This is a genomic window from Halioxenophilus aromaticivorans (genome assembly GCF_042850945.1).
In the GTDB taxonomy this organism is placed as follows: domain Bacteria; phylum Pseudomonadota; class Gammaproteobacteria; order Pseudomonadales; family Cellvibrionaceae; genus Halioxenophilus; species Halioxenophilus aromaticivorans.
This window is the reverse complement of sequence record NZ_AP031496.1, coordinates 916,636-932,146: the sequence shown is the minus strand read 5'-3', so window position 1 is coordinate 932,146 and position 15,511 is coordinate 916,636. Positions and strand designations below refer to the sequence as shown.

The following is a 15,511-nucleotide window of genomic DNA, read 5'->3' as shown; positions in this document are numbered from 1 at the left end:
TTTAATCAACTTAAAATATTTTCTGATTGCACACTTTTATATCGGCCGAATAGCTATTTTCTTTTGCCTCCAACAGACACAAGAACCAACACCTGCGAGCTTGACGGCGAAATTCACATCACAGGTTACAAACCACGCGGCGCTGAAGATATTGGGTAATGGCTCGGTTTTTAAGCAAGCTCGTAAGTACGGAAAAGAAGGGAGGGCAAAAGCATAAAGCAAAGAGACGGATCTGGAGGCTGGCGCTCGCCTATTTATCGCCTTCCTGTTTTCTTTGTTGACTAATTTAGCTTTTCTAGGCTTGTGCTTTTAAGTCTACGCGACTTTAAGTTTTTTGCACTTGTAGTTTGTTGCGTCATTAAGTTTGGCAATGTTGACCCAGCCGCACGGTGATCGGCGGCCGGACAAGGTTATTAAGCTGCACATTAAGACTCGCCGGCGTCTTAAACTAAGGACTCCAAATACCGCTTTTCATAGGGCTTTAATTGATCGAACTTGCCTGCTTGGACCAACTTGGGCCAATCTGGGTTGGCAATGACCGAACGGCCCAAGGCCACCAGGTCGAACTCATTATTTTCCATGCGTTCAACCAGCTCATCAAAATTAACCGGCGAAGCCTCTTTAAAGCCGGCGTTGGCAGACTCTGGCAAAAACTCATCGCTCAGCCCCACGCTGCCCACGGTAATGGTGGCCTTGCCAGTGAGTTTCTTAACCCAACCGGCGAGGTTCAGATTACTGCTTTCAAACTCTGGCTGCCAAAAGCGACGGGTGGAACAGTGGAATATATCGACTCCGGCATCGGCCAAGGGCTGAATGAATTCCGCTAAGGCTTCCGGGGTTTCGACTAGACGTGCATCGTAGGCCTGCTGCTTCCATTGGGACCAACGCAATATGATGGCGAAATCCGGGCCCACAGCTGCGCGAATGGCGCTCACAATCTCTTGCGCAAAGCGGCCACGGGCGGCCATATCGCCACCGTATTCGTCTTCGCGTTGATTAGTACCGGCCCAGAAAAACTGGTCAATCAAATAGCCGTGGGCCGCGTGAATTTCAATGGCATCAAACCCCGCTTGTTGTGCATCTTTGGCGGCTTGCGCATAGGCCTGTACAACCTCATCGATATCGTCTTTGGTCATGGCATGGCCGGTGATTTTACCGGGCATAAACATGCCCGAGGGGCTGAAGCCTGGGGTCTGTCCTCCGGGTTCGGTTCCCGGCCTACGTGCTGCGCCAACGTGCCACAATTGCGGCGCAATCTTGCCACCTTCGGCATGCACTGCATTGGCCACCTTGCGCCAAGCCTCTAGCGCCTGTTCACCATGGAAATTAGGCACGTTGGGATAGCCATGGGCGGCTATATGATTGATGGTCGTCCCCTCAGTTATGATCAACCCCAACCCACCGGCCGCTCGCCGACGGTAATATTCCACAACCTGATCGCTGGGCACATTGTGGGGCGAAAAACTGCGGGTCATGGGCGCCATCACCAATCGATTGGCAAGGCTCAGCTTATCCGAGTTGAACGCTTCAAAAAGGCAGTTGGTTGAGGTCATCACCTGGCTCCCGCTGTAGAACTGATGTGTTTATGGTTGTTATCCGGCCCAGCTTCGGGGAAGCGAGCCCTGCCCACACAGTGTACCCAAAGTTGAAAACGTCAGGCTTTAACCAAATGTTCCGTTTTTAAGGCTGCCACTGCCGGCACTGCGCCACTAATGCTATTGACCTTTACCGTGAGATATGGGCAATTTTTCGTCAGTGCTCGAGCAGAAACGCTGTTTATGCCCCTGCTAAGCCGCCCAAAGTATTTGGCGCGAATACTTGCCCGTGATATGTTTTCGCTCCGGCCGAATGATACAAATGATCAGGAATACTGGTGAATTTTAGGTACTGGTGGATTAAAGGTACTGGTGAATCGAGGCACAGCTTATGACCTATTGGCTATTTAAGTCCGAACCTGATGAATACAGCATCGACGATTTGGCCGCAGAGCCCAATAAAACAGGCCGCTGGGATGGCATCCGCAATTACCAGGCCCGCAATCTAATACGCGATGACATTGGCGTAGGTGACCAAATATTGTTTTACCACAGTAGCTGCAAAGTACCGGCGGTGGTGGGTACGGCCACTGTGACCCAAACCGCCTACCCGGACCCAGCTCAGTACGATGGCGAAAGCCGCTATTTTGACCCCAAAGCCACCCAAGAAAAGCCGCGTTGGTATTGCGTTGATATTCAATTCCTACACAAATTCAAATTGCCGGTGCCGCTCAAGCACATCAAACAGGATGCAATACTGGCCGATATGGTTTTGGTAAATCAAGGCAGACTCTCGGTACAACCCGTAACCGAAAGGGAGTGGGAGCACATCACCGTCCTGGGCAATGCCGATACGTAAACCGGCCCCTCCGGATGAGTTCTACCCAGCCCCCAACCCTGTACAGAAACTTCTTCTAAACCAGCGAGCCTGGCTACTACGAATCTGGCTATTAAATTGTGGCGTAAAAAGGGAATTGGGGAATGGGAAATGCCCCAATCAACGGGGCGTTTTGTAAAGGCTAAATTAGAAGGGAACCGGGTGCGCTAGGGAGATATAGAGATATTACTGACGTTGCCAACCGTCTTAAGACCTACGCCATCTAATCGGCTTGTTAACTGGTTGTTATTGGCAATCAACTGGCCGTCCACTCTGAGATTAGAAAACGCAATCTTCTTGATAGCACCACCCTTGTTACCGTAGAAGGTACTCTGCTTGTAGGGCACACCAGCAAGAGACAGATTATCGATGGTAATGTTCTCAATGGTTTTGCTGGCGGAGGTGTTTGGATTGCCCCAGGTAGATTTACCGGCAGAGGTATGGTGGGTGGATACCATACGCAGAGCCATCAAACGCAATAGATTCTCTTCCTCAATGCGAATATTTTGGAAGCTGTTATCGCGGAAGGCCGCATTCTTACCAAACCCCATGGCACTAAAGACAGCACTGGTACTGTTCAGCTCTGGTCGATCGGTTTCGCCCTTAGCGTAGTCAAAGAACACATCGCTGTGAATAATATCGATATTAGACACTTTGATGTTCTTGGACACACCTTTTAAGTCCCACGCAAATTTAAACACTGCACCGGAGGTCTGTTGCCAAATGACATTGTTGCGCACGGTCTGATTGCCGTAATACAACTTGATGTTGTCATCCTGCACCTTTAGGAAATTGTTCTCTATTAGCGAGCCATTGCCGGCCACAATGCCGTCGTTTCTATGGCGCCAACTGAACAACTTGGTGTTTTTAACGTCAACTTGGCTGTAACTGAGGATGCAGCTACGCAGAGGGTCTGTAATGGTGATACCTTCTACCACAAGGCCTTTGCCCTTGCGGCCTTTAGAGAAGTCCACCGCGTGATTTTTCCAGCCAACTTTTTCAGACTTGCCCTCGCCAAGGCCGCCACCGGACAATATGCCACGGCCACGGATGGTTACGTTGCTGGGGTTCTTGTTTTTGGTGGTAAACGAGCCAATCACATAGGCGCCACCGGCAATGTACACCGTTGTGTTATTCGGTATTTGGTACTGTTTGCCAATTTCGTGTATGCCCGGTTTAAAATACACCACGTTTTTATCGCCAGCCTTGGGAATGTCTTGCTCCATTGCATCGGCAAATACAAACAGCGGGTGTTTAACAATCTTTTTGGTGATTTGCCCCATCTTGTCGATGTGTTGGGTAATCTTGCTGGTTTCATCAATCTCAACCGATACCTTAACCGGCTTGTTCAACCGGAAGCTGCATTTGTTACCGGCAATGGTTGGGTTGATTTTTAAAGCTTTGGGCCGTATCACGCAGCTGGATATTTTTTTACCGTCCAACCGGCTGGCTTCCACGTTGACGGCGCCACTGAACGAAAAGGTGGTCCAATGATTGGCTTCTTGCATGTAACCGTAGTTACCAGCCCAGCTATGTTTACTGCTGTTATCTTCTTCATAAACAAAGGAATTCTTAGTGGCCCCGTTTTGGGTGACCTTAACGCCGAATCTATTGGACTTGAATTTTTGGGTGATTACGTCGGACGCTGGGTAGGTCACCAGTTTGCCAGAGCCCGAGGCTTCGTTTACGGCAACGCGGTGGGTATCAGACTGGGCGGTTAGTCCTTGGTTGTCGGTGGCAACCACATGAATATCGTGGCTACCCACCTCGGCATCGGCCCAGGCCAGTTGATAGGGTTTGTTGGCATCTGAGCCCAGTTTTTCGCCGTTACTGAAGAACTCAACCTTTTTGATAGAGCCATCGCTGTCCGTGGCGGCGGCTGTGATTTGAATGGTTTTACCCACTACAAAATCGGAAACATCGCCCGGAGAAGTAATGCTGACCGTAGGTTTACCGTCGCTTTCGTCTTTAACGGTTACCCAGTGCACAGAGGACTTAGAGGAAAGATCTTTGTCGTCGTGAGCCATGGCGTAGACTTTGTAGCGGCCAGGCACTGCATTTTTGTAGGTAAATGTGAATGGCTGGCTGTAATCACTGCCCACCCGTTGGTTGTTAACAAAAAACGTGACCCGATCCACCGCGCCATCGTTGTCCCAAGCGGTGGCCTTAATTGCAAACTGGGCCTTGTTATTAACCACAGCGCCATCAGCCGGTGCCGTCATGGTGATTTTGGGCTTACCGCCGGCGGCTGTGGTTTGTGTACGGGTATCCACCGCCTCTTCCTGAACGCCAACCACGTCTTTGCTGGTTTCGTCAATCGTTTCCGACGCCGCAGTTGTGACGTTATCTGCACTCCCGGTTTGCGAGCCGCTAGAGCTACTACTGCCGCTATTTGAAGCAGGGCTCTGACCACTCGCAGTGGTTTGGCTTTGCTGCGCCGAAACGGCGGAAGTGGACCCGCCACCGCTGCCACCGCAGGCGGATAGGCCGAGCACTAAAACAGACAGAGCGAGTGGTTTAAAAACGTTGGCTGGGGCGAGCGTGAGACCGTCCATAATCTTCATAATTTTTTGAGTAAGAATATTTCGAATTGCCGCAGAGTATACAAATAGCATCACATCAACTGTTAGCCGACTAGGCTGGAATTGCGGAGTCCCGCAACAATGATTTTGCATTTTTGTGACAGGTATCCCAGGGATCAAATCAGGGTGCCACCTTTTTAATTAACAGATTAAAAAAACGCCTGTTAACTCAAGCCTGTTAACTCAATAAGTTATTAATAATTTCAGTCGGAGAGTGACCTTGCCAGAGCTTGCAAATCAGCCCTGGAGCATCGAATAACGGGCTTTTTGAGCTAACAAGACTATGGACAAATAAGCGAGCACTTTCTTGTTAAGGTGAGTAAACATCTTTACATCTTCTTTGCCTTCCTAACGGCAATTCACAGCACTTTAACGCTCACCATAAAAAAAAACAGCTAAGCCGATAAAATGTCTCAGCCTGAGACAAATCTCCAAGCTTTTTCACACAACTCAAAACGGGTGAATCAAGTTTTTAAAACCAGTCAGTAGAAAATTAACCTGCCGCGTTATGGGGCCAAGCTGAAGGATTTTTTAGACCATTTTTCTGAACAACACAGTCTAAAAACTTCTTTACAACTACGGGTTGGCATAGTCTGGTCGACGGACGTATACTTCAGCGCAGCCTAATAACCGCCAAGGATAGTAGCTGCGTTACCGTCGGCAAACGCCTGTGGCCCAAAGCCGGCAAATAGAGTTCTGGTAAGCATAGGTCCTGAAAGCATAGGTCCTGAAAGCATAGGTCCTGAAAATATAGACCCTGTAAATAAAGGCCCTGTAAATAAAGGCGCTGCAAACAAAGGCCCTGTAAATAGAGGTCAGGTCAAAAAGGGCTGGCAAATAAATAAGGCTCGGTAGAAAGGGCCAATAGCTGCAGCATCGCGCAGACTAACTCGCACCCCCGGTGAGCAAAAAAAGTTATTCAACCTCGAGGGTTCTTTATGAAAAGATTGTTTTTGGTAGTGTTCGCAGCAGTATTGTCGTTTTCCGTTGCCGCAGATGAACCAAAAGCCGTCGATCTGGCAACGAATTGGCTCAAGGTAGTAGACGCAGGGAAGTACGCAGAAAGCTGGAACCAATCTGGCCCCATGTTTCAACGCCAACTATCTACTAAAGAGTGGGAGCAGGCCTTGACCAAGGTACGCACCCCACTTGGCAAAACGCTAAAGAGAACCGTAAAAACTTCCAACGAATACAACTCACTACCCGGCGCGCCGGACGGTGAATACATCGTGGTGGATCTAGAAACCAGTTTCCAGAACAAAAAAGCCGCCTTGGAAACCGTCACCGTCCGCAAAACCAATGATGAGTGGCGAGTGGTTGGTTACTTCATTAACTGAGCCCGGCGCGCTGCCTTGCGCGCCCAATGCAAGCCCTTCTCTACGTCAGACCTTCTCAAATTCAGCACGGCCATGTTAATAGGCGTTGGTGGAATCAAAGATTTTGTCAGCGTTGCCCTCTATAAAGCTGTCGAATAGTTGGCCGTCGGCGTGGGCGTGGCGTAGGGCAAATTCATAAAAGCACGTAGGGATTGGCTCCTGCGCTCCACAACCAAAGCGAAACGGCTGCCGATCTGCCAGGGTCGCAGACTGCTGCAAACCGAGACCCGGGCCGCCTTTGGTTTCCCCACCCACTGAATTTAGCTTAAAGCCTGCGGCCTTAATCCGCTGATTGACACCCTCCAACCCAGGCTTGCCCGGTAAATGATTCACACTCACCGTAAAATGGTTGGCCCGTAACCCCATAGTCAGCAACCAGGCTGCGTATTCACTGTGTGCCGAACAAAGGCGATATTCTGCCAATGTTGGGCGATGCCACAGCCGACCTTGTGAGAATATCTCCGGCGTCAGTGGTGCTTGTTGTGTAACCTGGGCCATATAATACCCCACCACGTCGGCAACCGCCGGCGGCAGTTCATGGGTCTGTAGCTCACTGAGAAATATTTTCGGCGCTGATTCCACGCGCGTATGTTTAAAGGCTTTGGCATTGAGCTTCTTCTGCTCAAAGCGAAATTGGTCGTAGGCAACATAGCCCAGGCCAGCCAATACGGGCTCTAAATGCTGCATCGCTATTGCGCTGTTGCTGGTGGTTCTGAAGGCGACATGGTCATTCACCGGCAGATTGTCGGTATCACCGGCAAACATACGGGCGATGGCCGCGGCCTGGGGTGTTACCTCGATGTACTGCTGCCACAACCGGTGGAAGAAAACATCTAGCTCGGGCTGGCTGGCGCGGGCCTTGGCAGGGGTGGTGACGGTCATAGGGGCTCCGAGGAACAAATCCGTGGCTGGGGTTGCGTACCCAACAATGTACCCAACAAAGCGCCAAATGAGCTGCGCAATTTGGCGTGCTGCTCGCAAGAAAATTCGCTGTAGGGGGCGGAATTCCTCAACTTTTCCTGCTATACCTTGTTGACGAGTTAAAAACACAGGCTACCAACCCAACCGTTATACCAGCGAATTGTAAAATAGTGTTTTTCGCGCCAATTCTGACTCAAGAATGCTTTTTTTGCGCCGATAGCCTGCTAACGATTGACGACTAACTATTTTGAGGTGGACACGTGTGGTTTAACCGGGGCAACAGCCAAGACAACCAAGAACTAGAGGCACTCAGAGCCGAGAACCAAGCGCTGCGGGAAAAGGTTCATCAATACGAGCAGGAACTGGAGAACTCAGAATCTCAGTACCTAGCCACAGAGAAAAAATACGCTACCTCAAAAATCGTCGCCAAAGAGCAGCTGAAAGGCGCGGATATGCTCAACCAAGTGGGCGACGATCTACTGAGTAACGCTCAACTTCTGGAACGGGAGCGTTCCGCCATCAGCGAGATGGGCGATATTTTTGAGCAAACCCAAGCGGCGGTGCAGCAGCTGTCCAGCCGCGCCAATAACATCCATAGCCAGGCCAGCCGCAGTGGTGAGTCCGTGCGTGAGCTGAGCACCACTGCGCAATCTATTAAGCAGTTGGTGTCCACCATCCAAGAGATCTCCGACCAAACCAACCTGTTGGCGCTGAATGCTGCTATTGAGGCCGCCCGAGCCGGTGAAGCAGGACGCGGATTTGCGGTGGTGGCCGATGAAGTTCGTCAACTGGCCAGCAAAGCCCACCAAGCCAGTGATAGCATTGATGCCCTGGTGGCAGATGTGTTGAAACAAACCGACGCCATTGAATCCATGGTATCCGTGAGCAGTGAAAACGCCGAAGAAGTGGGTGTGTGTTCCACTCAGATTGACCGGGTGGTTAATGAAGTAATCAATCGCTCCAAGCAAATGTGCTCAGTGATCGATAAGAACGCCACCATTGCTCATCTTAACACCGCCAAAATTCAACACGCGGTGTGGAAAAACAGCGTTTACAGCATGATTGAGCAAAGCAACTACGACCGGCCGCTAAGCTCACACCGCGATTGCCAGTTGGGCGAGTGGTATTACCATGGCGATGGCGCGTCGCATTTCAAAGATATCCCCGGCTTCCGAGATATTGAGCTACCCCATCAGAAAGTTCACACCTCGGGAAACCAGGCACTGGAAATGGCAAAAACCGGTGAGATCGACCTAGCCGCCAAACACCTCGCCAAGATGGAAGAAGCCAGTATTTTGGCGGTCAATGCCATTAATCGCTTAATCCACGAGTTACATTAAACCGCAACTCCGTAGTTTAGGAAAAAACGCGCAGCCAACCACTGCGCGTTTTTTTCGTTTAGCAACAAGGCGCGCTTTCGCCAATGGTGTTTTCGTTGGTAAAGGGTATGTCGGTGCCACAACCGTTAAAAATACCGTAGTGGCGAGTGAAATCGCCGATAAATTCAAAATGCGGGGCGAACCGACTGCTCTGCAACATGCGCCAAGTGTTACCACACACCGGAAATACTCGGCCGGCTTCGATGCTGTGATGCTTGTCCAACGAAAACGCCTGTGCGTGGTGCTCGATGCCGCCGCGATAAATCACCGCCTGGCCGTAATCCTCGCAAGCGGTTTCTAGCTCGTCGATATTAAACAGCCGGTAGGTTGCCGAGAAGAACTTGGCCGTCCCCACCTTGGCCATAACCGCGTCATCAGTAATGGCCAGTGGCCGATCCGCCACTAAGCGCGGATCACCAAACCCAGCGGCCTTTGCCAGGTCGATAAAATCTTGCCAGTACAATGCACCACCCAAACACTCGCCGTACAGGATTGGATCCTGGCGAATGGCAGTGGGTAGTCTGCGGTCGCAATAAACATCGGAAAAATAAAATTCACCGCCAGGTTTCAGCAATTGTTTTACGCCTTCCAATACCGCCTGTTTGTCTGGCGATAGATTGATAACACAATTGGAGACGATAATATCAAATGAACCTGACTCAAGCCCCAAGGATAACAGCTGCTCTATCTTACCCGGTATAAAAGAAACATTATTGAAGCCAAATTGCTCTGCGTGCCACAGTTGATAATCCTCAGCCACTCGCAGTTGTTCGGTGGTCATATCGACGCCAACCACGGCACCGTTATCCCCCACCATTTGTGCCAGGGCGAAAACATCCCGCCCGGTGCCACAACCTAAATCTAAAACTCGGCAACCGCTTAGCTGCTCTGGGCATACTAAACCGCAGCCGTAATAACGGGCGGTCACTTCCGGGTGAATTTTGGACAGCAACGGCTTTAACCACTGCGGCACGGTACTAAAGTCACAGCAGGCATCGGTTTTCAAGTCACCACTGCTTTGCAGTTGCTTGCCATAGTAATCACTTACCACATCGTACATTTTATTCTCCTGGATAGTTTCGCCATTTACTGCCTACCGACGCACAGGCACCAAACGGTGCTAACTCCTTGCTTAGCGCCGCAATAAATATCGCTCATAACGTTTAGCACTCGCTCACTTTGCCGTTAGCGTTTCGCATTCAGCTGCCAATCGTACTTTAAAAAATCGATGGCCATTTTCTCTTGCTCAAGCTTCTGCGTAACCTTTGGTGTCAGTTGCAAACTGCTACCGTATTGCAGTAAAAACTGCTCCAAAGAATAAAAATCTCGCCAGCCCTTTTCGAAGTCTTCGCGGTACCATTTAAAAATCGATGACAACTCCAGCGCATCTGCGCGCAGGCGATTGCGACTAGCATCGGCTAAGAAGGCGTGGGTTTGCGCCTCCAACTGGTCGTTTAACTGCTCGCCGAGGTAAGCCTCCGCCCGCAGTGCCGGGCAACCGATACTGGCGCAATTAACGGCAAAATGAATGCGCGGGTCTTGGTAGCGATCGGAGCCTCTTATAAGCCCATGCTCGATATCGTCCAGCGAGCGTGTTTCACCTAGCAAAGGCACAAACTCTTTTTCCCAGGGCGATGTGAACAGACTGCCCAGGTCACGAATGCTGTCCAAATCGGGCCACGCCGACAAAATCAACTCTATGGTCCAGGCGTTATAGGCATTAATTAAAAAAGCCAGCTGATCCGCTTTAGGCCAACCATCAAACTCGTCTTGCGACACAGACGCTAAGCTGTCCAAATAGGTTTTTAATTCATCACGCTTGCTAGCAAACTGGGCATAATCCACTTGAGTTGAATTGCCATCATCGGTACTAGCCACATGTTCCTTGAGTAATTGGTCCCAACCCTTGTGGTTAAAACCCTCCGCCCAGCTATTGCCAACGGCGGCCAATGAAACCGCACAGGCGGCGACTAGATGTTTAATTTTCATTGCTGGCTCCTCGTCTCCAAGCATGGTATTTCTTTAACCAGGGTTGTAAGTGGGTAGGCGCAGAGGCCTGTTTCCACTGGCCTGCCACAAATTTATTGGCCTCGGACCATGTGGGATAGGTATGAATGGTGGAAAAAACTTTATTGACGCCCAAGCCATGCTTCATCGCCAACACATATTCGGCCAGCAATTCTCCGGCGTGCTCGCCCACAATGGTCACTCCTAATATCTTGTCGCTGCCCGGCACCGTCAGCAGTTTCACAAATCCAGCGGCCTCAGATTCAGCAATGGCGCGGTCCAGGTCGTCTATGCCATAAACGGTTACGTCATAGTCCGTTCCTGCCGCTATTGCTTCCTGCTCATTAAGGCCAACCCGTGCCACTTCGGGCTCCGTAAAGGTCGTCCAAGGGATGACTCGATAATCCGCTTTAAATTTTTTCACATTGCCAAATAACGCATTGACGGCGGCATACCAAGCTTGGTGCGAAGCGGTGTGAGTAAATTGGTAGGGGCCCGCCACGTCCCCGGCGGCAAAGATATTCGGGTATAGAGTTTCTAAATATTCGTTGGTCGTGATGGTTCGGTCCACGGGAATCGCCAAGTCTTCCAAGCCGTAGCCAGTCAAGCGCGCCTTGCGACCCACGGCACAGAGTAGATAATCAAAGCTAATCCTGACTTCTTGGCCTTGGTGCTCAACAATAATGGATTTTTCATCGCCGTTGATTTCACAGCGCAGCGCTTTATGGCCAGTCAGCACAGTAACCCCGTCGGCTTCCAATCGCGCTTTTACGAAATCAGATACATCGCCATCCTCTCGCGCCATAATTCGATCCCCCATTTCAACCTGGGTAACCTGGCTGCCTAGGCGAGCAAAGCTTTGAGTTAATTCGCAGCCAATGGGGCCACCGCCAAGCACAACCAAACGCTTAGGTACGGTGGGTAAAGAGGACAACGTCTGCCACAAGTTATCGCTGGTGAGATACCCAACCTCTTCTATCCCGGGCAGCGGCGGTACAACCGGTTCAGCGCCGGTGGCCAATACAATAGAGCGGGTGGTTAAGGTTTGTGTCTGGCCATCATTGCGGGCAATTTCCACGGTCCAAGGGTCAATGATTTTGGCGTAGCCTTCTATCACCTCTACGCCTAAATTGGTGTAACGCTCTATGCTGTCGTGCGGCTCAATGGTTTTGATAACCTCGTTCACCCTGGCCATAATTTTTGCCATGGAAAACTGCGCGCTGTGGTTTTCTAATCCGCTGAGGTTTTCCAACCCATAGTTTTCTGCACTGCGCATCAACTTTGCCACTTTGGCAGATTTAATTAACGCTTTACTGGGAACACAGCCGGTATTTAAACAATCACCGCCCATTTTGTGCGCTTCCACCAAGGTGACTTTCGCCCCAACAACGGCTGCAATATAAGAGGTAACCAGGCCACCTGCGCCGGCACCGATGACCACCATATTTCGATCGAAACGTTTTGGCTTGGAATAACCGGCGTAGACACGCTTACGCTTGATCACTGAGATCACCGTTTTAGCAACCCAGGGAAACACCCCCAACAAAACAAAAGACAACAACAGCGCCGGTGATAGGATACCGACCAAGCTGTCCAGTTTTGCCAATTGAGTACCCGCGTTCACAAATACCGCCGTGCCGGCCAGCATGCCCACCTGGCTTACCCAATAAAATGTGGTGCTACGAATAGGCGTTAGCGCCATCAATAGGTTGATCAGAAAAAACGGGAAAATAGGCACCAAGCGCAGCGTAAATAAATAGAAAGCACCGTCTTTCCTAACGCCATCATTGATGGTTTTTAGGCGATCGCCGAATTTTTTCTGCACACTGTCGCCCAGCAAATAGCGAGCAACTAAAAAAGCCAACGTAGCCCCCAATGAGCTGGCAAAGGAAACCAAAATCACGCCCCACAGCAATCCGAAGAGTGCCCCGGCGGCTAGTGTCATTACCGCCGCCCCTGGCAAAGACAAGGCCGTAACCGCCACATAAAGCACAAAAAATGCGGCGGATACCAATATCGGGTTGGCATCTCGCCATTGACTGAATCGCGACATACTGGCCTTAAGCTGTTCCAACGTAAGCAAACTTGCCAAGTCAAAAACAAAAAAAGCCACCACGCACAATGCCAATATCATCAGCACTGCAATCTTTTTCATTGATTACTCCAAAAAGTTGATAAATGCCGGGCGGCACCCGGCGTTATAAATCCTGTGCAGCTAAATACGCAGCATCGAGTTATTTGGTTACACACGCCGTGGCCTAGGGTTACTTAAATTAATAGCGTAAACTCAATGTCCGCGCTAAAGCGCATGGAAGTAACGTTTCATCGCGTGCAACCGTATTAGGTCCAATGTACAGCCAAAATGATTAGCTGAGGCAGCTTTTATGTTTGATACCCGCCCCCTTCTGACGCCGACAGATTTCCCGGCCATCCGGCGTGATACCGTTACTACCTTACAGGTAAACCTCGGCTATCGATGTAACCAACGTTGTTTGCACTGCCATGTCAATGCCGGCCCTACCCGCACCGAAATGATGACTCCCGCCACGGTGGACTTAGTGTTGGCCGCGGCCGTTAAACTCGGCGTCACTACGCTAGATTTAACCGGCGGTGCACCAGAATTGAACCCGGACTTTAAGCGCCTTGTACGCGCCGCCCACGCCGAAGGCATCCACATTATAGACCGCTGTAACCTGACCATTTTATCCGAGCCCGGACAAGCCGATCTGGCGGAGTTTTTGGCGCAGCATCAGGTTGAGGTAGTGGCTTCACTACCCTGCTATAGCGCGGACAACGTCGACAACCAGAGAGGCCAGGGCGTGTTTGAGCGCAGTATTGCCGGCCTTAAAGCACTTAACCAGTTAGGCTACGGCAAAGCAGGCTCTGCACTGATATTAAATTTGGTGTACAACCCCCAAGGCGCCACCCTACCACCAGCACAAAGTGAGTTAGAGCATCAATACAAACATCAGCTCTACCACACATTTGGTATTGAATTTAATCTACTGTTTGTTTTGGCCAACATGCCTATTCAACGGTTCGGCAGCATGCTACACAGCCGAGGCGAGTTTGCCCCGTATATGCAAACCTTGAAACAGGCACACCAAACGGCAAACCTAGCATCGGTAATGTGCCGTCAGCAGTTGAGTGTGGATTGGCAGGGCAATTTGTACGACTGCGATTTTAATCAGATGCTGGAAATGCCAGCGCAGATTAGTGAGCGACCCCATCTGCGCGATCTACTCATCCACAACCCGGCCAGCTCAAACATCACCGTGGCCGACCACTGCTACGGCTGTACCGCAGGACAAGGCAGCAGTTGCAGCGGTGCGCACAGCTCCAACGAACCTGAATCAATTATCGCTCGAGCCTGACGCAAACCAGCGCCACTCGGATAACAACAGCCAAGCGAACGCCATTAATTGCAATAGAGTCACCCACCAGGGCACCAGAAAAGGAAGCTCCGTACTAGCCAGATACTGACTATTTATCTGTGCCAGCACTGTACTATTGATGTAGGACACAGGTGCAAATACGGCAACTAAGACAACCCAGGGCCGCGCTAAATAACACGCCAAAGGCAGCAACCAAAGCCAGTACCAAGGATTAACCACCGGCGATAAAAACAGCAATAACAGCAATAGAAATACCACGGGTAAACGCCGGTAGCGGTGTGCCAATGCCAGCATCAAGGTTATCAGCCCAAGGCAACCGAACAGTAACACCAGCGCGCACAATAGCCGCGCTAAAGCGGCGGGTAAAAATAGCTCCAACACTCGATAACTCAGCGGATTAAAGCGCCATTGATGACCAAACACCAATAGCGAGTCCAACTCGGACGCAGAAGCACCACTGCGAGCCGTATGCCAAACCACTGGGCCATAGAACAGCACCAACATCAGCATCACAGCCATCGAAGTAAGGCAAAGCCAACTCAATATTGAGTGACGTGAACTTTGCTCGGCGTTTACTCGGCAAGCCCACTGCGATGGCGGAACACAACAAAATAACGGTGCCACCACCAAAGCAGAGACCTTTGTGGCAATGGCCACACCTAAAACCGCGCCCAACACCACTGGCATCCGCTTCTGCCAACACAGTAACGCCACTAACAACAATAGCCCCACTAAGAGATCTGGGTGGGCTGAGGCGATAGCCTCTTGCAAAATTAATGGGTGTAACGCATAGCACAGCGGGCCGTTTTTATCGGCGCAGGTTTTCAGTATTAAAAGCAAGCCACCGAGATAAATAAGCCACAAAACAAGTTGCCAAGCCCACAATTCACCGGGCGCAAGCCAATAGGCCAAATAGAATAAATACTGCAAGACCGGGCCATACAATGTTTTCAAATGCGGATTATTAATACCGGTTAAAATTTCCTGCCAGCGCGGGGCAAGTTGCTCATCACCAAAAAAATCGCTAGGGGAGTAAGTGTAAGGACTGGCCTGGGTGTGCCATTGATAGGCATCCCAAAGGTAGCGGTAAAAATCGTCTTCCAAAAGTGGCGGCGAAAACCCAGCGATGGCGGCCAGCACCGCGCCAAGCACAAAAATGCGCCGGCGCGAAATACTCCGCCCTAGGTTAAAGTGCCACACTAACCCCACCGCAATAACACCTAGTACACTGTTGCTGGCAACGGCCAAAGCCTGCCCGGCCTCCGGCCATTGCCCAGCCAGCAATGTGGCCGCCGAGCGGGTGAACACCGGTAACACCAACGCACTCATCAGCGCACAGACCATCACCAGCGGCATAACCCACACGGGCGTTAATCTGCCACGGGGTTTATGCCCTGGTAACGCAGCGGATAACATGGCTCAAGCGTGTTAAATCTGGA

At 50.8% G+C, this 15,511-nt stretch carries 11 protein-coding genes; 4 read left to right on the top strand and 7 right to left on the bottom strand.

The features are described from left to right. Positions 1–443 precede the first annotated feature (443 nt). Positions 444–1,556 carry an NADH:flavin oxidoreductase gene (locus tag ACGHM3_RS04095; RefSeq protein WP_390517764.1) on the bottom strand — a complete coding sequence of 371 codons (1,113 nt, stop codon included), beginning with the start codon at positions 1,554–1,556 and terminating at the stop codon, positions 444–446. Positions 1,557–1,926: 370 nt separating this feature from the next. On the opposite strand from ACGHM3_RS04095, the gene ACGHM3_RS04090 reads away from it, so the two are divergent. Beyond that, on the top strand, positions 1,927–2,394 hold the full coding sequence (locus ACGHM3_RS04090) for an EVE domain-containing protein (protein WP_345427642.1): 468 nt from the start codon (positions 1,927–1,929) through the stop codon (positions 2,392–2,394). A gap of 185 nt (positions 2,395–2,579) precedes the next feature. On the opposite strand, the gene ACGHM3_RS04085 is transcribed toward ACGHM3_RS04090, so the two are convergent. Further along, on the bottom strand, positions 2,580–5,027 hold the full coding sequence (locus tag ACGHM3_RS04085; RefSeq protein ID WP_390517763.1) for an Ig-like domain-containing protein: 2,448 nt from the start codon (positions 5,025–5,027) through the stop codon (positions 2,580–2,582). Between the two features lie 905 nt (positions 5,028–5,932). Between ACGHM3_RS04085 and ACGHM3_RS04080 the strand changes: the two genes are divergently transcribed. After that, on the top strand, positions 5,933–6,331 hold the full coding sequence (locus tag ACGHM3_RS04080) for a DUF4019 domain-containing protein (RefSeq protein ID WP_345427646.1): 399 nt from the start codon (positions 5,933–5,935) through the stop codon (positions 6,329–6,331). A gap of 75 nt (positions 6,332–6,406) precedes the next feature. On the opposite strand, the gene ACGHM3_RS04075 is transcribed toward ACGHM3_RS04080, so the two are convergent. Continuing rightward, entirely contained in the window at positions 6,407–7,252 is an 846-nt protein-coding gene (locus tag ACGHM3_RS04075) for a DUF1338 domain-containing protein (protein ID WP_345427647.1), read from the bottom strand. A gap of 299 nt (positions 7,253–7,551) precedes the next feature. Between ACGHM3_RS04075 and ACGHM3_RS04070 the strand changes: the two genes are divergently transcribed. Next, positions 7,552–8,631 carry a methyl-accepting chemotaxis protein gene (locus ACGHM3_RS04070; protein WP_345427648.1) on the top strand — a complete coding sequence of 360 codons (1,080 nt, stop codon included), beginning with the start codon at positions 7,552–7,554 and terminating at the stop codon, positions 8,629–8,631. Positions 8,632–8,689: 58 nt separating this feature from the next. Here the strand turns inward: ACGHM3_RS04070 and ACGHM3_RS04065 are convergent, their stop codons facing one another. The 3 genes from ACGHM3_RS04065 to ACGHM3_RS04055 form a co-directional block, all read right to left on the bottom strand. Then, positions 8,690–9,730, bottom strand: a complete 1,041-nt coding sequence (locus ACGHM3_RS04065; RefSeq protein ID WP_345427649.1) for a methyltransferase domain-containing protein — start codon at positions 9,728–9,730, stop codon at positions 8,690–8,692. A 125-nt stretch (positions 9,731–9,855) separates the two neighbouring features. Then, positions 9,856–10,659: a DUF547 domain-containing protein gene (locus ACGHM3_RS04060; RefSeq protein ID WP_345427650.1), complete on the bottom strand. Its 804-nt coding sequence runs from the start codon at positions 10,657–10,659 to the stop codon at positions 9,856–9,858. Next, positions 10,649–12,832: an FAD-dependent oxidoreductase gene (locus tag ACGHM3_RS04055; protein WP_345427652.1), complete on the bottom strand. Its 2,184-nt coding sequence runs from the start codon at positions 12,830–12,832 to the stop codon at positions 10,649–10,651. Before ACGHM3_RS04055 ends, ACGHM3_RS04060 begins: the two co-directional genes overlap by 11 nt. A 229-nt stretch (positions 12,833–13,061) precedes the next feature. Between ACGHM3_RS04055 and arsS the strand changes: the two genes are divergently transcribed. Continuing rightward, positions 13,062–14,051, top strand: a complete 990-nt coding sequence (gene arsS / locus ACGHM3_RS04050; protein ID WP_345427653.1) for an arsenosugar biosynthesis radical SAM (seleno)protein ArsS — start codon at positions 13,062–13,064, stop codon at positions 14,049–14,051. Here the strand turns inward: arsS and ACGHM3_RS04045 are convergent. Beyond that, positions 14,031–15,428: a hypothetical protein gene (locus tag ACGHM3_RS04045; protein ID WP_345427654.1), complete on the bottom strand. Its 1,398-nt coding sequence runs from the start codon at positions 15,426–15,428 to the stop codon at positions 14,031–14,033. The genes arsS and ACGHM3_RS04045 overlap by 21 nt on opposite strands. Between the last annotated feature and the right edge of the window lie 83 nt (positions 15,429–15,511).

Coding starts and splice junctions, on each gene's coding strand:
- ACGHM3_RS04090 (WP_345427642.1), top strand. CDS start 1,927: ATGACCTATTGGCTATTTAAGTCCGAACCTGATGAATACAGCATCGAC.
- ACGHM3_RS04085 (WP_390517763.1), bottom strand. CDS start 5,027: ATGCTATTTGTATACTCTGCGGCAATTCGAAATATTCTTACTCAAAAA.
- ACGHM3_RS04080 (WP_345427646.1), top strand. CDS start 5,933: ATGAAAAGATTGTTTTTGGTAGTGTTCGCAGCAGTATTGTCGTTTTCC.
- ACGHM3_RS04075 (WP_345427647.1), bottom strand. CDS start 7,252: ATGACCGTCACCACCCCTGCCAAGGCCCGCGCCAGCCAGCCCGAGCTA.
- ACGHM3_RS04065 (WP_345427649.1), bottom strand. CDS start 9,730: ATGTACGATGTGGTAAGTGATTACTATGGCAAGCAACTGCAAAGCAGT.
- ACGHM3_RS04060 (WP_345427650.1), bottom strand. CDS start 10,659: ATGAAAATTAAACATCTAGTCGCCGCCTGTGCGGTTTCATTGGCCGCC.
- ACGHM3_RS04055 (WP_345427652.1), bottom strand. CDS start 12,832: ATGAAAAAGATTGCAGTGCTGATGATATTGGCATTGTGCGTGGTGGCT.
- arsS (WP_345427653.1), top strand. CDS start 13,062: ATGTTTGATACCCGCCCCCTTCTGACGCCGACAGATTTCCCGGCCATC.
- ACGHM3_RS04045 (WP_345427654.1), bottom strand. CDS start 15,428: ATGCCGCTGGTGATGGTCTGTGCGCTGATGAGTGCGTTGGTGTTACCG.